This window comes from Pontixanthobacter aquaemixtae (assembly GCF_009827395.1).
Classification (GTDB): Bacteria; Pseudomonadota; Alphaproteobacteria; order Sphingomonadales; family Sphingomonadaceae; genus Pontixanthobacter; species Pontixanthobacter aquaemixtae.
This window is the reverse complement of the sequence record NZ_WTYX01000002.1, coordinates 508,524-527,513: the sequence shown is the minus strand read 5'-3', so window position 1 is coordinate 527,513 and position 18,990 is coordinate 508,524. Positions and strand designations below refer to the sequence as shown.

Annotated in this window: 19 protein-coding genes; 7 read left to right on the top strand and 12 right to left on the bottom strand. The window is 59.0% G+C overall.

Annotated features, from left to right (window positions below):
* Nucleotide 1: 1 nt before the first annotated feature.
* Complete coding sequence (locus GRI41_RS11570) at nucleotides 2-1,150, top strand: cupin domain-containing protein (protein WP_160605144.1); 1,149 nt, start codon at nucleotides 2-4, stop codon at nucleotides 1,148-1,150.
* Here GRI41_RS11570 and GRI41_RS11565 read toward each other — a convergent pair.
* Both GRI41_RS11565 and GRI41_RS11560 read right to left on the bottom strand, forming a co-directional pair.
* Nucleotides 1,147-1,683 (bottom strand): pseudouridine synthase, encoded by a 537-nt coding sequence (locus GRI41_RS11565; protein ID WP_160605847.1) that lies wholly within the window; start codon nucleotides 1,681-1,683, stop codon nucleotides 1,147-1,149. The two genes, GRI41_RS11570 and GRI41_RS11565, sit on opposite strands and share 4 nt — an antisense overlap.
* A 12-nt stretch (nucleotides 1,684-1,695) precedes the next feature.
* Complete coding sequence (locus GRI41_RS11560; RefSeq protein ID WP_160605143.1) at nucleotides 1,696-2,691, bottom strand: adenosine kinase; 996 nt, start codon at nucleotides 2,689-2,691, stop codon at nucleotides 1,696-1,698.
* 128 nt (nucleotides 2,692-2,819) lie between these two features.
* Between GRI41_RS11560 and GRI41_RS11555 the strand changes: the two genes are divergently transcribed.
* The 3 genes from GRI41_RS11555 (at nucleotide 2,820) to GRI41_RS11545 (ending at nucleotide 4,974) form a co-directional block, all read left to right on the top strand.
* Nucleotides 2,820-3,527 (top strand): EI24 domain-containing protein, encoded by a 708-nt coding sequence (locus tag GRI41_RS11555; protein WP_160605142.1) that lies wholly within the window; start codon nucleotides 2,820-2,822, stop codon nucleotides 3,525-3,527.
* Nucleotides 3,528-3,714: 187 nt separating this feature from the next.
* The gene (locus tag GRI41_RS14520; protein WP_407985559.1) at nucleotides 3,715-3,972 is read left to right on the top strand and encodes a hypothetical protein; all 258 of its coding nucleotides are present in this window, start codon (nucleotides 3,715-3,717) and stop codon (nucleotides 3,970-3,972) included.
* 57 nt (nucleotides 3,973-4,029) lie between these two features.
* Complete coding sequence (locus GRI41_RS11545; RefSeq protein ID WP_160605140.1) at nucleotides 4,030-4,974, top strand: hypothetical protein; 945 nt, start codon at nucleotides 4,030-4,032, stop codon at nucleotides 4,972-4,974.
* Nucleotides 4,975-5,013: 39 nt separating this feature from the next.
* Here GRI41_RS11545 and GRI41_RS11540 read toward each other — a convergent pair whose 3' ends face one another.
* From GRI41_RS11540 to GRI41_RS11500, 9 genes are all read right to left on the bottom strand, one after another.
* Nucleotides 5,014-5,370, bottom strand: coding sequence for a HesB/IscA family protein (locus tag GRI41_RS11540; protein WP_202388801.1), 357 nt, complete (start codon nucleotides 5,368-5,370; stop codon nucleotides 5,014-5,016).
* Nucleotides 5,370-5,858 carry an SUF system Fe-S cluster assembly protein gene (locus GRI41_RS11535; RefSeq protein WP_160605846.1) on the bottom strand — a complete coding sequence of 163 codons (489 nt, stop codon included), beginning with the start codon at nucleotides 5,856-5,858 and terminating at the stop codon, nucleotides 5,370-5,372. The genes GRI41_RS11540 and GRI41_RS11535 overlap by 1 nt, the downstream gene beginning before the upstream one ends.
* Nucleotides 5,859-5,878: 20 nt before the next feature.
* Complete coding sequence (locus tag GRI41_RS11530; RefSeq protein WP_160605138.1) at nucleotides 5,879-7,102, bottom strand: aminotransferase class V-fold PLP-dependent enzyme; 1,224 nt, start codon at nucleotides 7,100-7,102, stop codon at nucleotides 5,879-5,881.
* Nucleotides 7,099-7,866, bottom strand: a complete 768-nt coding sequence (locus tag GRI41_RS11525; RefSeq protein ID WP_160605137.1) for a SufD family Fe-S cluster assembly protein — start codon at nucleotides 7,864-7,866, stop codon at nucleotides 7,099-7,101. Before GRI41_RS11525 ends, GRI41_RS11530 begins: the two co-directional genes overlap by 4 nt.
* Complete coding sequence (sufC, locus tag GRI41_RS11520; RefSeq protein WP_160605136.1) at nucleotides 7,866-8,609, bottom strand: Fe-S cluster assembly ATPase SufC; 744 nt, start codon at nucleotides 8,607-8,609, stop codon at nucleotides 7,866-7,868. The genes GRI41_RS11525 and sufC overlap by 1 nt, the downstream gene beginning before the upstream one ends.
* A 23-nt stretch (nucleotides 8,610-8,632) precedes the next feature.
* Complete coding sequence (locus GRI41_RS11515; protein ID WP_160605135.1) at nucleotides 8,633-9,133, bottom strand: DUF559 domain-containing protein; 501 nt, start codon at nucleotides 9,131-9,133, stop codon at nucleotides 8,633-8,635.
* Complete coding sequence (sufB, locus tag GRI41_RS11510) at nucleotides 9,130-10,611, bottom strand: Fe-S cluster assembly protein SufB (protein ID WP_160605134.1); 1,482 nt, start codon at nucleotides 10,609-10,611, stop codon at nucleotides 9,130-9,132. The genes GRI41_RS11515 and sufB overlap by 4 nt, the downstream gene beginning before the upstream one ends.
* Nucleotides 10,608-11,027 (bottom strand): SUF system Fe-S cluster assembly regulator, encoded by a 420-nt coding sequence (locus tag GRI41_RS11505; protein ID WP_160605133.1) that lies wholly within the window; start codon nucleotides 11,025-11,027, stop codon nucleotides 10,608-10,610. The genes sufB and GRI41_RS11505 overlap by 4 nt, the downstream gene beginning before the upstream one ends.
* A 137-nt stretch (nucleotides 11,028-11,164) precedes the next feature.
* Entirely contained in the window at nucleotides 11,165-13,003 is a 1,839-nt protein-coding gene (locus GRI41_RS11500) for a DUF885 domain-containing protein (RefSeq protein ID WP_160605132.1), read from the bottom strand.
* A gap of 316 nt (nucleotides 13,004-13,319) precedes the next feature.
* Here GRI41_RS11500 and GRI41_RS11495 point away from each other — a divergent pair, with 316 nt between their 5' ends.
* The 3 genes from GRI41_RS11495 to GRI41_RS11485 all read left to right on the top strand — a co-directional run bounded on the left by GRI41_RS11495 (nucleotide 13,320) and on the right by GRI41_RS11485 (nucleotide 18,005).
* Nucleotides 13,320-14,348, top strand: coding sequence for a quinone-dependent dihydroorotate dehydrogenase (locus GRI41_RS11495; protein ID WP_160605131.1), 1,029 nt, complete (start codon nucleotides 13,320-13,322; stop codon nucleotides 14,346-14,348).
* Between the two features lie 10 nt (nucleotides 14,349-14,358).
* The gene (gene ggt, locus GRI41_RS11490) at nucleotides 14,359-16,104 is read left to right on the top strand and encodes a gamma-glutamyltransferase (RefSeq protein WP_160605130.1); all 1,746 of its coding nucleotides are present in this window, start codon (nucleotides 14,359-14,361) and stop codon (nucleotides 16,102-16,104) included.
* A 95-nt stretch (nucleotides 16,105-16,199) separates the two neighbouring features.
* Complete coding sequence (locus GRI41_RS11485) at nucleotides 16,200-18,005, top strand: AMP-dependent synthetase/ligase (RefSeq protein WP_160605129.1); 1,806 nt, start codon at nucleotides 16,200-16,202, stop codon at nucleotides 18,003-18,005.
* 239 nt (nucleotides 18,006-18,244) lie between these two features.
* On the opposite strand, the gene GRI41_RS11480 is transcribed toward GRI41_RS11485, so the two are convergent.
* Nucleotides 18,245-18,772, bottom strand: coding sequence for a hypothetical protein (locus tag GRI41_RS11480; protein WP_160605128.1), 528 nt, complete (start codon nucleotides 18,770-18,772; stop codon nucleotides 18,245-18,247).
* Nucleotides 18,773-18,990 lie beyond the last annotated feature (218 nt).

Genomic DNA, 18,990 nt, shown 5'->3' with positions numbered 1-18,990 from the left:
GATGGCATTCTCCGGCTTTGATCCCGAGGCGTTTCTGCGCGATTACTGGCAGCAGAAGTCATTGCTGATTCGCAAGGCATGGGATCCATGGGTAGACCCGATCACGCCCGAGGAATTGGCCGGGCTCGCTTGCGAGGAAACAGTTGAATCGCGCCTGATAGTCGGCGGCAACGGCGGTGGCCTTGAGGTTGAACATGGCCCGGTTTCCGCCACGCGTTTTGACGCGCTTGGGACCGCAGATTGGACTCTGTTGGTACAAGCGGTCGATCATCATTCGCCGGAAGTTGCCGCATTGCTCGAATCGTTCCGGTTTATCCCCAATTGGCGGATCGATGATGTGATGGTCAGCTTTGCCGCCAAAAATGGTGGGGTGGGCGCGCATTTTGACCAGTATGATGTGTTCCTGATCCAGGGTCTTGGCCAGCGGAAGTGGCAAATCGGCGCAATGTGCGACGAGGCAAGCGAATTGCTGCCCAATGGTGATTTGCGTCTGCTCAAGGACTTCACTCCAGAGGCTGAATGGCTGCTGGAGCCGGGCGATATGCTCTATGTCCCGCCCGGCATTGCGCATAATGGCGTGGCGGCAAGCGACCATTGCATGACCTATTCGGTAGGCTTTCGCGCGCCATCGCGCGGCGACTTAATCGGCGGATGGATGGATGACCTGTTAAAGGAATTGGGCGAGGAAGACCGGTACGGCGACGCGGCGCTTGACCCGCAATCCAACCCCGGTGAAATCTCCGCCAAGGCAATTGGCCGGCTGCATGCAATGGTCACCGAAAAGCTGGCTGATCGCGATGCGTTTTCGCGATGGTTCGGGGCCTACAACAGCACGGCCAAACATCCGGAAATAGACTGGCGGCCGGGCAAACCCATGACAGTGGAAGAGCTTACGGAAGCGAACGCGGATGGGGTGACGCTAATCCGCAATCCAGCCGCGCGCTTCGCCTATATCGAGCGAGCAAGCGGCGCGGTTATGCTGTTCACAGATGGCGAAGCCTTTGATTGCACTGGTGCGTCGGCAGAATTCGCGCGCGCAATCTGCGCCTGGCCAGAAATGCAGCTTTCCGCGCAAATTCTGGGCTCGGCCGCGACGCTGCAATTGGTGGTCGATCTGATCAATCGCGGCGTTCTGGCAATCGAAAGCTAGCCGCGCTCCTCACGCCAGGTGCCAGGCGCGATGCCATCGAGCGACCAGTCCCCAATCGACCATCGAACCAGCCGCAAGGTCGGAAACCCGACCGCTGCTGTCATCCGCCGTACTTGCCGGTTTCTGCCCTCGCGGATTGTCAGCTTGATCCAGCAATCTGGCACGCTTTTGCGATAGCGGACGGGCGGGTTGCGCGGCCACAAATCGGGCGCATCGATCTGATCTGCTTCGGCGGGCAGTGTCATCCCGTCTTTCAGCCGCACTCCGCGGCGCAACTGGTCCAACCCTGCCCGATCAATCTCGCCTTCGACCTGCACAAGATAGGTCTTGGGCATTTTGAATTTCGGGTCCGCAATCCGCGCCTGCTGACGCCCGTCATCGGTCAGCAGCAGTAACCCTTCGCTGTCGCGGTCCAGCCGTCCGGCAGGATACACATCCGGCACATCAACATAGTTTGCCAATGTGGGGTGCGAAGATCCGCCATCGGTAAATTGCGACAGCACTCCATAAGGCTTGTTGAGCAGGATCAGCAGCGGCTTGGCCTTTTACCCCAGCCGCTTTGCAACCAATGCCTTCAGATCGGCATCGGGCCGCGCGCCGTAATGCGAAATGATTTCCGCGGCACAAACAGCGCCGCGAGTCAGGCAATTTTCCAGGCTTTCGCCTTTCACATGGCCTGAAAGGAAGCCAGCGGCGAACAGATCGCCCGCGCCGGTCGTGTCGACCACCGCATCGACAGGTTCTGCAGCGACTTCGCCGCGCACCCCGTCAGCAATCGCGACAGCGCCGTTTTCTCCTTTAGTGGCAACCAGAACCGGCAGTTTGGGAGCGATCTTGGCCAGACCCGCCTCGAAATCATCTTCGCCGGTCAATGTCGCAAGTTCGCTTTCGTTCACAAACAGGATGTCGATCAGGCCTTCCTCGATCATCGCGCGGAAATCGTCGCCGTGGCGGTCGATCACAAAGCTCTCCGACGCAGTGAAGGCGACTTTGCGGCCAGCATCGCGCGCAATCTCGATCGCCCGGCGCATGGCGCTGCGCGGCTCCTCTGGGTCCCACAGATACCCTTCCAGATACAGCACGGCCGCATCGGCGATCGCATCTTCGGTCAAGGCAGCTGGCGGGAGGAACTGGCTTGCGCCCAGAAATGTGTTCATCGTCCGCTCGCCATCAGGAGTGACGAAAATCAGGCAACGCGCGGTCGGCGGTTCGCCTTCGCGCGCAGGAGTATCGAAATCGATCCCTGCGGAACGGATGTCATGGCTGAACACATCGCCCAGCTGGTCGTTGGCGACTTGGCCAATGAATGCGCATTTCGCACCCAGATTGGCGAGGCCGGCTAGCGTATTTGCCGCCGATCCGCCCGAAATTTCCTTCGCCGGGCCCATCGCCGCATAAAGATCGCGCGCGCCATCGGCATCAATCAACGACATGCCGCCTTTGGCGAGTTTCAGCTCCTCGATCAGCGCTTCTTCGCAAGGCGCCATTACATCGACGATTGCGTTGCCGATCGCGATCACATCGTAGCGTGGGTTGGTCATAAGTCCTCGAATAATTCATCAAAAAGGGAGTTCGCTGGCGCGCCTAGCCGCTTGTGCGGGGCGAGCCAAGGTTTTCCGCGCATGCAGAGATTGACGCGGATGCCCGGTGGGGGCCAAAGCACTGGTCCATGACACAGGTGCCCGCAGCAATGTCCCGTGCGATTGCGCAACTTGGCGATCCCAAGATCGTGAAGCTGCTGGTCAGAACGGTTGTGATCACTTTGGTGATATTCGCGTTACTGGGCGCGGGCCTATGGTTCGGCCTGTATAAAGCATTGGAAAGCCAAGGCTTTGCACTGGGCGCCGAAATCGGCGGATTGATTGCTATCTTGCTGACCATTGTAGGGGGCTGGGTGCTGTTCCGGATGGTGGCCCTGGCGGTTCTGCAGTTCTTCGCCGATGAAGTCGTTCAGGCGGTGGAGGAGAAGCACTATCGGGCCAGCTTGGGCCAAGCGCGGAAACTGGGTTGGCGCGAAGAGCTTGGCCAAACGCTACGCTCGATTGGCAGAGTGATCGCCGTCAACGCGCTCGCTCTGTTGGTGGCGGTTCCCTTGCTTCTCACCGCAATTGGCCCGGCAGTGGTGTTTTGGGCGGCCAATGCCTGGCTTTTGGGCCGCGAATTGCAGGACATGGTCTGGCTCCGCCACAGCCTGTCGCCAGACGAAGCGCCGCCGCTGGGCAAGCTGGAGCGGTTTTTCTTGGGCGGGATAATTGCCGCGCTGATGGCAATTCCCTTGGTGAATTTCCTCGCACCCATTATCGGGGCGGCAAGCGCTGCCCATCTGGTCCATGGCCATCTGGGGCGGCGCAAAATCGGAGCACATCATGCGGCGTAAAACATCGCGAATTTTGACCCTAAGCCTTTTGCCCTTTCTTGGCGCCTGCGCAGCAACAGCCGTGCCGCCCGCTTCAACCGGGGCAAACTCGCCGCCGCCATCAAACAGCCGTGCCCCCCGGCCAACGACCCCGCCGCCGCAATATACGCCGCCGCCAACAACGGACGGGTTTCAGGCCCCGCGGGTGATGAATATACTGGGTCTAGAGGGCGTTATCGGCGCGGACAGCAATGCATTGCAGCGGCAATTCGGCGAACCAAGGCTGGACGTGCGCGAAGGCGATGTCCGAAAGCTGCAATTTAGCGGCGAAGCCTGCGTGCTGGACATCTATCTCTACCCGCTGCGTCAGGGTGCCCAGCCAACGGCAACCTACGTCGATGCACGCCGTGCCAGCGACGGGCTGGACGTTGATCGCGCCTCCTGCGTGGCTGCTCTCAAACGCTAACGGGAATTTAAGCATATTGCGCTATCGATCCCCCCGGTAATTTCAGGGGATTGAGTGATGAGCGTGCATTTCGGCGAATTGGCAGACAAAGTCGCTGCAGATGGCCATGTTTCTGCAGAGGAAATTCTTGCGCTACGCCAGCAAGGCTGGGGCGACGGAAAAATCTATCAAGACGAAGCCGAAGCGATTTTTGCGATCAATCACCAGATCAAAGACCCCAGCATTGAATGGGTCGATTTCTTCGTAGAAGCGATCAGCGACATGGTGCGCAACGGCACCGAGCCACGCGGTTATGTCAGCGAAGACGAGGCGGCGTGGTTGATCGCCGCACTCGATCAAGACGGCAAGCTGGAAACAATGGCAGAGCTCGAACTGCTCACCCATGTGCTCGAACGCGCCCAGAATGTGGCCGAAACTCTCAAGCACTACGCGCTCAAACAGGTTGAGGCGGCCGTCCTGACAGGCACCGGCCCGACCCGCTGCGGCGGCACCCTATCGGATACGCACATCTCCTCTGCCGAATGCAACCTTGTGCGCCGGATCATCTTTTCGAGCGGTGGCCACGGCCCCGCAGCGGTCAGCAGGTTTGATGCCGAAATGCTGTTCCGCCTGAAAGACGCGACTCTGGGTCATGACAACGCCCCCGAATGGCAAAATTTGTTTGTCGATGGCGTGGCCAATTACCTGCGCGGTTTCACCGCCGCCAATGCACAGCTCGATCATGCACGGATGAAAGAGCTCGAAACATTTGTCGCTGATAGTTCGGTGAATGTCGGCCGTTTCTTCGGACGCATGGCCAAAGCCGCACCCGAGGTTCACAATCATTTCGGTAAAGCGTTTGGCAGGAAGCCAGCCAATTCCGGGTTTGTCGCGCGGGAAGCTGCGGGCCAGATCGTGACCGAGAACGAGAAGAACTGGCTGGACGGAATGGTCGAAGCCGATGGCGAAGTGGATGTTCTGGAGCGCGCGCTGCTTGACCGCCTGGCCGAAGACGCCGCCTAAATCAGCTTTGCAGATTCAGTGACGGGCATTTGCTGCCCCTCAGACCATAAAGCTTTCACCGCAACCGCAAGCGCCCTTGGCGTTGGGGTTTTCGAAAGTGAAGCCTGCGGTGAAGTCATCCTCGACCCAATCCATTGTCGAGCCGATCAGATAGAGCACGCTGGCACCATCGATATAGAATGTGCCGCCGGGGGTCTCGATCTTCTCGTCGAAGCCGGCCTCTTCGGTCACATAATCAACCGAGTAAGCGAGGCCAGAGCAGCCCCTTCGCGGTGTCGAGAGCTTCACGCCAATCGCATCGTCAGGTGCTTTTGACATAAGATGCGCAATGCGCGCTTCCGCGCCTTTGGTCAGGGTGACAGCGGCGGGTACTTGGCGAGTTTTCGTATCGGTCATCACAGCATCCCCAATTCGAGCCGCGCCTCATCGGTCATCTTTTCAGGCGACCATGGCGGATCCCACACAAGATTGACCTCTGCATCGCGCACACCGGGCACGCTGGCCGCGCGCAGTTCCACTTCGCCCGGCATCGATTCGGCTACTGGGCAATGCGGGGTGGTGAGGGTCATCGTCACCACCACATCGCTTTCATCATCAACTTCGACGCCGTAAATTAGGCCCAGGTCATAGATATTGACCGGAATTTCGGGGTCGAAGATTTCCTTGAGCGCTGCGATCACCGCATCGTGCAGTTCACCGCCAGGTTCACCGGGCGCGACTTGTTCGGGTTTCTTTTGAAGAAAGCCTTCGAGATAATCGCGCTTGCGCTCCAGCTTTTCGCCCATGGTTTCGGGCGCAGAATCCACTGCATCATCGACGCGTGCGCGGGCGGGCGAAGCAACCTCGCTTACTTCTTCGACTTCGATCTTTCGTGTTTCGTTCATGCTCTTGTCCATTTCGGCGGTCATTGGCCGAAAATCCTTTTGGTTCGATCGATTCCGCGCAGCAGCGCGTCAATATCGCTTTCGTCGCTATACAGACCAAAGCTGGCGCGCGCGGTTGCGGGAACGCCCAGATGCGCCATCAGCGGCTGTGCACAGTGATGGCCCGCGCGGATCGCGACATTCTCTTCATCCAATATGGTGCCGAGATCGTGCGGGTGAATGCCTTCTATCTCGAAAGAAACGATACCCGCGGACTTGTCCGGCCCGAACAGGCGGATCGAGTTGATCGACCTGAGTTCATCGCGAAGCGTTGCGGCTAGCCCGCTTTCATGCGCGAACAGGCTTTCCGGCCCCAGCGCATCGACATAATCAATCGCCGCATGCAGCGCGACGGCCTCGGTAATCATCGGGGTGCCAGCTTCAAACCGCTGCGGCGGCGGGGCATAGGTGGTCTTCTCGAACGTCACCTTATCGATCATCGCGCCGCCCCCCTGATAAGGCGGCATCGCGTCGAGCAGTTCTTCGCGCGCCCACAACACCCCGATCCCGGTGGGGCCATAAAGCTTGTGCGCCGACAAAACATAAAAATCGCAGCCAAGCTCTTGCATATTGAGCCGCATCCGCGGTGCCGCCTGGCAACCATCGAGAAACAATTTCGCACCAACGCCATGCGCCAGTTTGGCCGCGCGCTTTACGCCCAGAATAGAGCCAAGGACATTGGATACATGCGCCAGCGCGACAATCTTGTGCTGCGGCGTCAACAGCGTCTCGAGAGCATCGAGGTCAATCAGATGGTCTTCGGTCAACGGACAGACATCGATTTTGGCGCCGGTCTGTTCGGCAATCATCTGCCACGGGACAATATTGGAATGATGTTCCAACTGGCTGAGCATTATCCGGTCGCCGGCTTTCAGATTCAGCCCACCCCAGCTTTGCGCGACCAGATTGATCCCCTCTGTCGCGCCGCGTACGAAAACGATCTCGTTCTCGCTTCTGGCGCCAATAAATTCAGCCGCCCGTCGCCGTGCAGCTTCATAGGCCAGCGTCATTTCCGCCGAACGCGCATAGACCCCGCGATGCACCGTCGCGTAGTCGCGGCCCAGCGCATTGGACATCGCATCGATCACTGCCTGCGGCTTTTGCGCGGTCGCAGCGGTGTCGAGATAATGCCACGCCTTTCCGTCAGCCGTCGTCAGGCCCGGGAAATCCGCTTTGCGCGACAGGATGGACGCCGGTGCGTTCACACTGCCTCCGTATCGAGCTGTTCAAGCGCCTGTTCGAGCATCCGCTCGCGTGTCGCCTCATCGCCAATCGCTTCAAAAGCATCGCCAATGAAGGCCTGGATCAACAATTTGCGTGCAATCTCCGGCGGAATGCCGCGCGCAGCCATGTAATAGCTTGCTAGTTCGTCGAGCTGGCCGATCGCCGCACCATGCGCGCAGAGTACATCATCAGCGAAAATCTCTAGCTCGGGCTTTGTGTTGGCAGAAGCGCCTTTCTCCAGCAGGATCGCGCGGAAATTCTGTGCCGCATCGGTTTTCTGCGCATCGCGCGCCACTTCGATCCGGCCAAGGAAATTGCCCGTCGATTGCCCCCATTGCACCGCGCGCACGACCTGATTCGATGTCGCATCGGGATGCGCGTGCTTGGTGCAAGTGACAAATTCCTGCACCTTGTCACCACCGCCCAGCGTAACACCGCCAAATTCGAAATGCGCGCCCTCTTCAAGTGTCACTTCGATTTCGATACGCTGGTACTTGCCGCCAGCGATAATCTTGTAAGCTTCGAAACAGCCGCCTTTGCCGACATGAACCCGCAGCCGGTCAACCGATCCGGCACTTTCATCGCCCGAATTGTGATAGCTATGTTCGCTGCGTGTCTCGCCGGCGGGGACTTCCAGTATGCGCCAATGGTTGATCGCGGCAGGATCGGACGCGGCCAGGAACGCGCCGTCGGCATAGCGCCAATCCTCGTCTTTGGTCGTAGGAAGAATTGCTGCCTCAGCCATCAGACCGCAACCGCCTCATAGCCTTCACTTTCCAGCTGCAGGGCCAGCTCAGGTCCGCCGCTTTTCACGATCCGGCCCTTGGCGAGCACATGCACCTTGTCCGGCTTCACATAGTCGAGCAGCCGCTGGTAATGGGTGATCAGCAACACGCCTTTGCCCGGATCGCGCATGATCGCATTGATCCCGTCACCGACAACGCGCAGCGCATCGATATCAAGTCCGCTATCGGTCTCGTCGAGGACTGCGAATTTGGGATCAAGAATGCCCATCTGGACCATTTCGGAACGCTTCTTCTCGCCGCCCGAAAAGCCGACATTCACTTGCCGCTTGAGCATTTCCATATCGAGTTTGAGCAGCGCCGCTTTCTCCTTGGCCAGCTTCAGGAATTCACCGCCCGACAGCGCTTCTTCGCCGCGCGCAGCGCGCTGTGCGTTGAGCGCTTCGCGCAGGAACTGGACGTTGGAAACGCCGGGAATTTCGACCGGATATTGGAAGCCGAGGAACAGCCCCGTCGCGGCACGCTCATGCGGTTCCATATCGAGCAAATCCTGCCCCATGAATTCGACCGAACCACCGGTGACTTCATAGCCGGGCCGCCCGCCCAGCACATAGGACAGCGTCGATTTGCCCGCGCCATTGGGGCCCATAATCGCGTGCACTTCGCCCGCGCCGACCTCGAGCGTCAGCCCCTTGAGGATTTCGGTATCGCCAACGGTGGCGTGGAGATCGGTTATTTTCAGCATTGCTCTGTAAATCTCTGTGAATTCTATCGGATTGATCCGCGACGATTGAAGTCGCGGTCTTCAAAACTGGTTTGCTCAGGTTTGGTCCTGCGCGGCTTGTCGAACGGCTTCATCAGCTCTTCGTATATCGCTTCCTTGATCGGCTCGAGATCGCCCATCACCTGCTCTTTGGTGTAGCGCATCACGCGGACCCCGACCTCTTGGAGCTTGCGGTCGGACAATTCCTCTATCTTCGCATCCGCTTCGCTGTCCCCGCTGATTTCGACTACCAGCCAGCGGGTCTTGCAGGCGAAATCAACCACAGAGGACCCCATCACGACCTCGCGATTGAACGCGAAATTGCCGACGCCCTTATCCTTGAGCAGCCCCCAAAGCCGCTTATGCGCCTCGGACGGATGCCGCCGGTTGAACCGCGCGCGATCATGCAACTTGTCCTTGCGCGCATCGGATATGTTCCAGCCAGCGGTCTTATCCGCATTGGCAGAGGCGTTATCGCCGAGGGAGAGAGTCTTACGGGTAGTCATCCCACACTCCCCTCGAGCGAAATCGCCAACAACTTCTGCGCTTCGACGGCAAATTCCATCGGCAGTTGCTTCATCACTTCCTTGGCGAAGCCGTTGACGATCAGCGCGACCGCCTCTTCCTCGCCCAGCCCGCGTTGCATGGCGTAGAACAGCTGGTCGTCACTGATTTTGCTGGTGGTGGCTTCGTGTTCGATCTGCGCGGTCGGGTTCTTTACCTCGATATAGGGCACCGTATGCGCGCCGCAGGTGTCACCGAGCAGCAGACTGTCGCATTGGGTGAAATTGCGCACGCCATCGGCATTGGCGGCGACTCGCACCAGACCGCGATAGGTATTGTCCGATTTGCCCGCGCTGATGCCTTTTGAAATGATCGTTGAACGGCTGCCTTTGCCGTTATGGATCATCTTGGTGCCTGTATCGGCTTGCTGGTAATTGTTGGTCACCGCGACCGAATAAAACTCGCCCACGCTGTCTTCGCCGTTGAGCACGCAGGAGGGGTACTTCCAAGTCACCGCGCTGCCGGTTTCCACCTGTGTCCAGCTGATCTTTGACCGCGCGCCTTGGCACAGCCCGCGCTTGGTCACGAAATTGTAGATCCCGCCTTTCCCGTCTGCATCGCCGGGATACCAGTTTTGTACGGTCGAATATTTGATCTCCGCATCTTCCATCGCAACCAGTTCAACCACCGCGGCGTGGAGCTGGTTCTCGTCGCGCATGGGTGCAGTGCAGCCTTCGAGATAGGACACATAGCTGCCCTTCTCCGCCACAATCAGCGTGCGTTCGAACTGGCCGGTGTTTTCGGCATTGATGCGGAAATAGGTGCTGAGCTCCATCGGGCAGCGCACGCCTTCGGGAATGTACACGAATGTCCCGTCAGAGAAGACCGCGCTGTTGAGCGTGGCGAAGTAATTGTCATGCTGCGGCACAACTTTGCCGAGCCATTTTTGGACGAGGTCGGGATATTCCTTGATCGCTTCGGAAATGCTGCGGAAAATGACCCCGGCCTTTTCCAGCTCTTCACGGAATGTCGTTGCCACCGAGACACTGTCAAACACCGCATCGACCGCGACTTTGCGCGCGCCTTTTACCCCGGCCAGCACTTCCTGCTCGCCAATAGGGATGCCCAGCTTGTCATAGACGCGCTTGATTTCCGGATCGAGCTCGTCGAGCGACTCCAGTTCCGGCTTCTTGGTCGGCTCGGCGTAATAATAGGCGTCCTGGTAATCGATTGGCGGATAGCCGAGCTTGGCCCAATCGGGTTCTTCCATGGTCTGCCACAGGCGAAACGCCTTGAGCCGCCAATCGAGCATCCAAGAAGGTTCGCCCTTTTTCTCGCTGATAAAGCGGACGGTGTTTTCGTCGAGGCCCTTGGGCGCAAATTCCTGTTCGATATCGCTCGACCAGCCATGTTCGTACTCTGCCGCTTTTGCAGCAGCATCGCGCGCAGCTTTGTCCTGGATTTCGACCTGTTCGTTCATTGGGTTAGTTCCATTTCGGGTGCGCCCGATAGTTGTGTCAGTGGGATGCTCGCCAATGCCCCGCGCAGGGCGTTGTTCACCACCGGCCAATGCGGTTTCAGACTGCATGCGTCGTCATAACAGCAGTCTTGCGCGTCGACGCAGGCGGTGAGCGCAATCGGCCCTTCGACTGCCTCGACAATATCGGCCACACTGATCGCCGCTGCCGGACGCGCCAATTGCAATCCGCCGCCAGCCCCGCGCACAGAGCGCAGCAAGCCAGCCGCCGTCAGCTTGCTCACCAGCTTTTGTACCGTAGGCGTGGGGAGCCCGGTTTCCGCTGCCAGCTCCGCAGCCGATACGCGCACGCCGCCGCAATGGCGCGCTGCGGCGCTCATCGTGACTACGGCATAATCGGCAAGATTGGACAGGCGCAAAGCACGCTCCGCTGTTAAATCAGACTGAATCGTTCCGATTTCACCTAGAGATCGTCTGGCGTGACTTCAACCGCAAACCGCTTGTTGCGAGTCGTTAGCGTTTGGTTTGTTTGTGCCCGCAAACGCAACGAGGAGAATTAATCCTTCTGGCTAGCGATCCATGCATCGATATTTTCTTCCAGAATCGAAAGCGGCACAGGCCCGCTTTCCAACACAGAGTCGTGGAACCCGCGAATATCGAACTTGTCGCCCAGTTCCGTCCGCGCCTTTTGACGCAGTTCCATAATCTTGAGCTTGCCGATCATATATGCTGTGGCTTGGCCGGGATACACGACGTAGCGCTCGATCGCCTTGCGGATGTCTCCATCGGGATTGGGCGTGTTTTCGGTCAGATAGGCAATCGCTTCTTCGCGGCTCCAGCGCTTGTGGTGAATGCCCGTATCGACAACCAAACGGCATGCGCGCCATAGTTCCATCCCCAACCGGCCAAAATCGGAATAGGGATCGGTGTAGAAGCCCATGTCCTTGCCGAGCTCTTCGGAATAAAGCCCCCACCCTTCGGTATAGGCGGTCACGCCGCCGAAGCGCCGGAAGGGCGGAAGATCGCCCATTTCGGTCTGCAAGGCCCGTTGGAGGTGATGCCCCGGAGAACCCTCGTGATAGGCAAGCGCTTCGAGCTCGTTCTTGGACATATCGCGCAGATTATAGAGGTTCACGTAATAGGTACCGGGCCGCGAACCATCGGGCGCAGGGCTTTGGTAAAAGGCTTTGCCCGCGCTCTGTTCGCGGAACGCCTCTACCGGCTTGATCACCATCGGTGCCTTGGGGAGCCGCCCGAAATATTCGGGCAGCTTGGCCTCCACTTTGCGCAGAACCGCATTGGCATCGGCAAGATAGTCTTCGCGGCTGGGATAGAAGAACTGGTCGCCTGTCCGCGTGTGTTCGAAGAAGTCCTGTAGGCTTCCCTCGAAACCCACTTTCTTCATGATTGCGCGCATTTCACCGTGGATCCGCTCGACTTCGCGCAGGCCGATATTGTGAATCTCGTCAGCAGTGAGATCGGTCGTGGTGTAATTGGCGAGCAGCGCCTTGTAATACCCCGCGCCTTCGGGAAAGCGCCAGATGCCGTCATCGGTCGGGGCGATCGCTTGCTGCCGCTTCATCTCGGCAAGCAGGCGTTGATAGGCCGGGCGGGCCGAACCATTCCATGCCTCGCGCGCCATCTCCATTAAGCCGATAATCTGGCTGGCTTCGGCTTGCGTATCAGGCGGCAAATCGGGTGTTATCGGCGCGAGCTTTTCGTTGAAGTCTTCGAGAACCGGATTGTCGTCGCCAGCCTCGAGCAAGTTCTCGATATCTTTGATGACATAGGGATAGACCCAATCGGGCGGCATCACACCTTCGTCAGCCTGGCTGCGCGACTCGGCGATGAGTTGATCGATCGCAGGCCCGAGTTTCTCGATACGGCTGATATATGCCTCTGCATCCCCCGCGGTGCTGATGCGATGGATATTGATCAGGAAGGCGGGCAACTGGCTTTGCGCCCCGTTCATCTGGTCAAAAATGTAGCCGTAGTCGCGATATTTGAAGCGATCGGCGCTGCGTTTCGCCATGGCATCAAACAGCCGGTAAGAGAGCGCATCCTGACCGGAAAGGTCGGCCACATCATACGTTTCGCGCATCGACTGAGCGGTCGATTGCAGCAGCTCTTCGCCCGCTACCGCAGAAGCATCGCTGAAATCGCCCCAGCGGCTGTAATCTTCATCGCGAATCCCGCGGTATGACTTCGACAGCGGCGACAATTCCAGCTGCGCCGCATCATATTCGGCAAACAAAGTGTCGATATCCGCCTTCTCTGCAACCGGCGCCGGAGCTGCTTCTGTTTGCGCCGATTGCGGTTGGCTGTTGGTTGCTGCGCAGCCCGCTAGCGATAGCGATGCAAGTGCACAAGAAAGCATCAGGGATTGGCGCGACATCTTCATTCTCCTCAAACCTCGAATGGCGCCCTCCTAATCGGGAGGACGCCGGTTTGGCCACAACGCTCGTCGAAAATTCGCAAAAAAAGGGGCAGCCCCGTTTCCGGAAGCTGCCCCCTGAAGTCGAGGAACTCTCGCATGATGCTAGAGCCCTTCGGGTCGCAGAAATGCTGGTACTCAAAGAATCGCAAAACGCATTGTATGGAAACGACAGTTTTCAGGAAATTTGGCCGGCAATGCTGAAATATATGAACAAAGCAGCGCATGAAACGGGCGCCATCGACAGCGCGGAAAAGCCTTGGCATAGCGCCGGGCGATGATCTTCCAGTTTCTCAAGCCCGCAATTTTTGCGCTCGACCCCGAACGGGCGCACCGTTTGACCATTGCCGGACTGCGCGCTGCACCCAACGGGCCGCAACCCAAACCCGGCAAACTGGCTGTCGATGTGGCAGGTATTACTTTCCCAAACCCGGTTGGAATGGCGGCAGGTTTCGACAAGGATGGCGAAGTTCCCGACGCGGTGCTGGGGCTGGGATTCGGCTTTGCCGAGGTCGGATCGATCACCCCGCGCCCGCAAGACGGAAACCCCAAGCCACGACTGTTCAGATTGGCCGAGGACAGAGCCGTTATCAACCGGATGGGATTCAACAATGGCGGCAGCGAAGCGGCGGCGGCGCGGCTGAAGGCACGGCGGAACAAGGGCGGTGTGGTCGGTATCAATATCGGGGCAAACAAGGATTCGGCTGACCGCATTGCCGATTATGCGGAAATGACCCGGATCATGGCCCCGCTCGCGACCTATCTGGCAGTTAATATTTCCAGCCCCAACACTCCCGGCCTTCGCGCCTTGCAGGACGAGGGCGCATTGGTGGAACTGCTCGATGCCGTGGTCGAAGCGCGCGCCGGCGAGGGACCACCGATATTCCTGAAAGTCGCTCCCGATCTCACCACAAGCGATGTGGATGCAATCGCGCGTATCGCGATCGACAAGGGGCTCGGCGCGTTGATCATTTCGAACACAACGATCAGCAGGCCGCAAATCGCTTCGCGCCATGCTGCGGAAACCGGCGGCCTTTCGGGCGCACCGCTGCGTCCACTGGCGCTGGAGCGGATGCGCGATTTTCGCAAAGCCACCGGCGGCGCGATCGCCCTCGTCGGTGTGGGCGGCATCGGTAGCGCAGAAGATGCGTGGGAGCGTATCCGTGCAGGGGCAAGCCTGATCCAACTCTATAGCGCGATGGTCTATGACGGCCCCGGTCTGGCGCGCACAATAACACGCGGGTTGGAACGCCTGATGCAGCGCGACGGCTTCACAAACATTGCCGAGGCGATTGGAAGCGAATAGCAGTATCACCATGAATGTTCTGACCAAACCAATCCGCTATGCAGCGCTGGCGCTCACCGGCCTAACACTTGCTGCCTGCCAGCCAAATACGGGCGATCTGCCCCGGTTAAACAGCACCCCTGACCCGCTGGCTTCGGCCACAGCTTCGGTCAGCGCCGCCGATCCACGTGCGCAGGCGGCGGGCGAGAAAATGCTCGCCGATGGCGGTTCGGCCACCGATGCGGCAATCGCCGTCATGCTGGCTCTGACCGTGGTCGAGCCGCAAAGCTCGGGCATTGGCGGCGGCGGCTTCTATGTGCGCGGCACCGCCGATGGAGAAGTTGAAACGCTCGATGGCCGCGAAACCGCGCCTGCAGGGGCCGATCCACAATGGTTTATGGGTGAGGATGGCGAATTGCGCCCCTATCGCGAAGCCTTGCTAAGCGGCCTCAGTGTCGGCGTGCCGGGCAACATTGCAATGGTGGCCGAAGCACATAAACGGCACGGCGTTCTGCCATGGAGCCAGCTTTTCGAACCGGCGATTGCTCTCGCACGCGACGGGTTTGCGGTGAACCGCAGGCTGTACCAATCGCTCGATGGCCAATATGACCGCGCCGGCCTCTCCGAATATGGCCGGTCAACCTACTATACCAGCGATGGCAAGCCGAAGCCGGTTGGTACGATCATTCGCAATCCTGACATAGTCAAAACGCTCGAAGCCATTGCAGCGGCCGGCCCCGATGCTTTCTACCGGTCCGAAAGCGCCGCGAGCATGGCAAATGCGGTCCGCGCCGCCACCCCGCGCGAAGGCGGGATGACCGCTGACGATGTGGCCGGATATGTCACGAAAGAGCGCGAACCGGTTTGCGGAACCTATCGCGGATACAAGATCTGCGGGATGGGGCCGCCTTCTTCGGGTGCGGTAGCCGTTGTGCAAATCCTTGGCCAGCTCGAACGGTTTAACTTGCGCGAACTCGGGACCGACAGCCCCACAACCTGGCATCTGTTCCTCGAATCGCAGCGCTTGGCCTATGCCGACAGGGAAATTTACCTTGCCGATGGCGACTATGTCAGCGTCCCGGTCGCGGGCCTGATCGATCGCGACTATCTGGCGCGGCGCAGCGCGTTGATCGATCCTGAAACGGCGATCACGAATGTCCAGCCGGGTATTCCCGCAGGTGCACCATTGGCGCGGGCCGATGGCGACGAACCGCCCGAGAACGGTACATCCCATTTTGCTGTCGTCGACAAGAACGGAACAATGGTTAGCTACACCTCGACAATCGAAGGGGCCTTCGGGTCCGGGCTGATCTTTGGCGGGTTCTATCTCAACAACGAACTGACCGATTTCAGCCGGTCGCCTATCGTGGATGGCAAGCCTGTGGCCAATCGGGTCGAGGGCGGCAAGCGACCGCGCAGCTCGATGGCGCCGACGATCATCTACAGCCCCGATGGCAAACCATTTGCCGCAATCGGCGCGGCCGGCGGCACCACCATCCCGGTCCAGACCGCGCGCGGGATTATCGGTTTGATCGACTTCGATTTGCCGGCCGACAAGGCGCTGGGCCTGCCTTTGTTGATGGCTTTTGGGGACCGTGTGATGGTGGAAGAGGGCACCTGGTTCGAAGAGCAGATGGATGTTTTCGCGCAGTTTGGTCACAGCCAGATTGCGGCCCGCAAACCGCCGCTGAAAGCGGGTGTTGTGCACTGGAATGGCAAGGAATGGGTGTCCGCCCGCGATCCGCGCCTCGACGGACTGCTTGAAACCACACCCTAGCGCTTCGGGCGAAACCGCCTTGCCGCTGGGGCAGCAGCGGCCTAGATCAGATGTAACCGCAATAGCGGAAATGAGTTTGGGAGCAGGAGCAAGCCTTGCAGCTAGCGGACATTGATACGGCCAACAATCTGGTCGAACTATTTTTGAATCGCGCCGATCTGAAAGGTTCCGCGCCATTCCTGGGCGCGAAGATCGATGGCGAATGGCAGACCATCAGCTGGGCCGAAACCGCCAATCGCGTGTGCTTGCTCGCCGAAAACCTTCGCAAGATAGGCCTGGGCGATGGCGACCGGGTCATGCTTGTGTCGGAGAACCGGCCCGAATGGTGCATTGCCGATCTGGCAATCATGGCGGCGGGCTGCATTTCTGTGCCCACCTATATTACCAATACCGAACGGGACCACGCGCACATCCTTGACAATTCGGGATCAAAGGCCGTCGTCGTCTCCAAGGAGAAACTGTTGCAGCCGTTGCTGCCTGCAATCATGCGCACCGGTACTGCCGACCACATTATCCCGATTGACCCAATTCGCACTTTCCAGTCGGGCGATCTGACATGCCGCAGCTGGGCATCGATGCTGGTTGGCGATGCCGCCGAGGCGCGCAAGGCCGTGGATGCGCGCATGGCCAAAGTCTCCCGTGATCAGACGGCGTGCATCATTTATACCAGCGGCACCGGCGGCGCGCCGCGCGGGGTCATGCAACACCATGGATCGATCCTGTGCAATGTCGCGGGCGCTGCAGAAATCCTCGCCAGCGACTTTGGTCTGGAAGATGATGAGCGGTTCCTCAGCTTCCTGCCATTGAGCCACGCCTATGAACATTCGGGCGGGCAATATCTGCCAATCGGCGCTGGCGCAGAGATTTATTACGCGCAAGGCTTGGACAAACTGGCCAGCAATATCGAAGAAACCCGCCCGACGATCATGGTGGTGGTCCCGCGCCTATTCGAAGTGCTGCGCACGCGGATCATGAAACAGGTCAGCCAGCAGGGCAAAGCTGCCAATTATATGATGGAGCGGGCGCTCTCTATTGGCGAGCACAAATCCAATGGCAAAATGCGTCTGCGCGACAGGCCGATGAACTTCATTCTGGAGAAAGCGCTACGCCCCAAAATCCGCGCGAAATTCGGCGGGCGGATCAAAGCGATGGTTTCTGGCGGCGCGCCGCTCAATCCGGATGTCGGGATCTTCTTCGAAGCAATGGGCCTGACGATGCTGCAAGGCTACGGCCAGACAGAAGCGGGGCCGGTTATCAGTTGCAACCGCCCCAAAACTGGCATTGCGATGGATACGGTTGGCCCGCCAATGCGCGGAGTCGATGTGAAGATTGCGGAAGATGGAGAGATTCTCGTCAAAGGCGAGCTGGTGATGCGCGGTTATTGGCAGAACCAGGCCGAAACCGACAAGGCACTGCAAGATGGCTGGCTGCATACCGGCGATATCGGCCATCTCGATGAAAAGGGCCGGATCAAAATTACCGACCGCAAGAAAGACATGATCGTCAACGACAAGGGCGACAATGTCGCGCCTCAGAAGATTGAGGGCATGCTGACGCTGCAGGAAGAGATTGCTCAAGCGATGATTTCTGGCGATCAGCGGCCTTATGTGGTCGGACTGATCGTGCCCGACGCGGAATGGGCGCTCGAATGGGCGCGGGCCAAAGATATCAAGTTTGATCTGGCCGAGTTGCAAGGCTTACCCGAATTTCGCAAGGCCGTGAGCGAAGCGGTCGCGCGTGTGAATAACGAAGTGTCGGTTACCGAAAAGGTCCGCCAATTTGCCTTCGCGGACGAAGCATTCACGGTCGAAAACGAGGAAATGACACCGAGCATGAAAATCCGCCGTCACAAGATCCGCGATCGCTATCGGGAAAGAATCGACGGCTTGTATCGGAGTTAGGATCTTTTGTTTTGGACCCTCAGTCGCCGGGCGGAATGCATCCGCATTCCTTGGCTACCTCGCATAAGCTCGGGCGCGCGGTCGCGCTTGCAGTCCGCTCGACGCGGACCGGTCCATTCCAAGTCATCAGTTTAGTGCCTGTTCTTGGTCGCGGCAGCCAGAGCCCGGCCGGGCGACGCGCGGTTAGCGCGAAAGCCTAAGCGAGCGGACACGAGCGCCGGCGCTTGAGGCAAAACAAGCTATGCGGCTTCTTTCTCGATAAACTCAGGAAAGAAACTTGGGCGCGCGTCGGACCAGCCGGGCGCAGTGGCAGCAGCTTCGCTCAAACTTTGCAGCAGCATCTTGCGACGCTCTGGCCTGATTTGCGGAAGTGCGGCGGCAGCACAGAACGCGCTGGGTAGCCACGGACGCGCATCTGCGCCGAGCAGGCGTTCATACAAGAAGCGGAATGATGAAAAACAACCGAGCCGTTCCTGTGCCAGATCGAACGCAGCAACGCGGGTGAGCTTGCCGATGAAGCCTTCGATGGCGTCGAAGCCGGTGGCCGTCGGAATGCTCTCGCGCAGTGTTTTGAGCTCTTGGTAGGCGACATACTGGCTGCGTATAGCCGCATTCTCCGCCGCATCGCGTGCCCAAAGCTTGAACGCGTCCTGGCGGCCCAGACCAATATCAAGACTGCGCCGGATGTAGCGTTGCTCTGCCGCATCGAAATTCGCAAACTCGCGCATTTCAGCAATTGTCAGCGATGCAGTGCTAGTAGTCGCCATGAGAATATGCCCCTCTGTTGTGAGAGAGGTTGTCGCGCAACATGGTTAATTTTGGGTTAGGAGGTGGTTTGTTTGTTTAGACCCTCAGTCGCCGGAGTCTGTTTGTTTGGCCTCAAGCGCCGGCGGTCGCATCCGCTCCCTTAGGCTTCCGGCCTGACCGGCCGTCGGGCAGTCGCCCTCTGGCTGCCGCGACCAAGGTTCATGACAAAGATTGAAGG

Excerpts from the sequence above, each read along its gene's own strand:
- GRI41_RS14520 (WP_407985559.1), top strand. The coding sequence starts at position 3,715 with ATGAATATACTGGGTCTAGAGGGCGTTATCGGCGCGGACAGCAATGCA.
- GRI41_RS11480 (WP_160605128.1), bottom strand. The coding sequence starts at position 18,772 with ATGGCGACTACTAGCACTGCATCGCTGACAATTGCTGAAATGCGCGAG.
- GRI41_RS11525 (WP_160605137.1), bottom strand. The coding sequence starts at position 7,866 with ATGGCTGAGGCAGCAATTCTTCCTACGACCAAAGACGAGGATTGGCGC.
- sufC (WP_160605136.1), bottom strand. The coding sequence starts at position 8,609 with ATGCTGAAAATAACCGATCTCCACGCCACCGTTGGCGATACCGAAATC.
- GRI41_RS11500 (WP_160605132.1), bottom strand. The coding sequence starts at position 13,003 with ATGTCGCGCCAATCCCTGATGCTTTCTTGTGCACTTGCATCGCTATCG.
- GRI41_RS11570 (WP_160605144.1), top strand. The coding sequence starts at position 2 with ATGGCATTCTCCGGCTTTGATCCCGAGGCGTTTCTGCGCGATTACTGG.
- GRI41_RS11545 (WP_160605140.1), top strand. The coding sequence starts at position 4,030 with ATGAGCGTGCATTTCGGCGAATTGGCAGACAAAGTCGCTGCAGATGGC.
- GRI41_RS11535 (WP_160605846.1), bottom strand. The coding sequence starts at position 5,858 with ATGAACGAAACACGAAAGATCGAAGTCGAAGAAGTAAGCGAGGTTGCT.
- ggt (WP_160605130.1), top strand. The coding sequence starts at position 14,359 with ATGAATGTTCTGACCAAACCAATCCGCTATGCAGCGCTGGCGCTCACC.
- sufB (WP_160605134.1), bottom strand. The coding sequence starts at position 10,611 with ATGAACGAACAGGTCGAAATCCAGGACAAAGCTGCGCGCGATGCTGCT.
- GRI41_RS11495 (WP_160605131.1), top strand. The coding sequence starts at position 13,320 with ATGATCTTCCAGTTTCTCAAGCCCGCAATTTTTGCGCTCGACCCCGAA.
- GRI41_RS11515 (WP_160605135.1), bottom strand. The coding sequence starts at position 9,133 with ATGACTACCCGTAAGACTCTCTCCCTCGGCGATAACGCCTCTGCCAAT.
- GRI41_RS11560 (WP_160605143.1), bottom strand. The coding sequence starts at position 2,691 with ATGACCAACCCACGCTACGATGTGATCGCGATCGGCAACGCAATCGTC.
- GRI41_RS11540 (WP_202388801.1), bottom strand. The coding sequence starts at position 5,370 with ATGACCGATACGAAAACTCGCCAAGTACCCGCCGCTGTCACCCTGACC.
- GRI41_RS11555 (WP_160605142.1), top strand. The coding sequence starts at position 2,820 with ATGACACAGGTGCCCGCAGCAATGTCCCGTGCGATTGCGCAACTTGGC.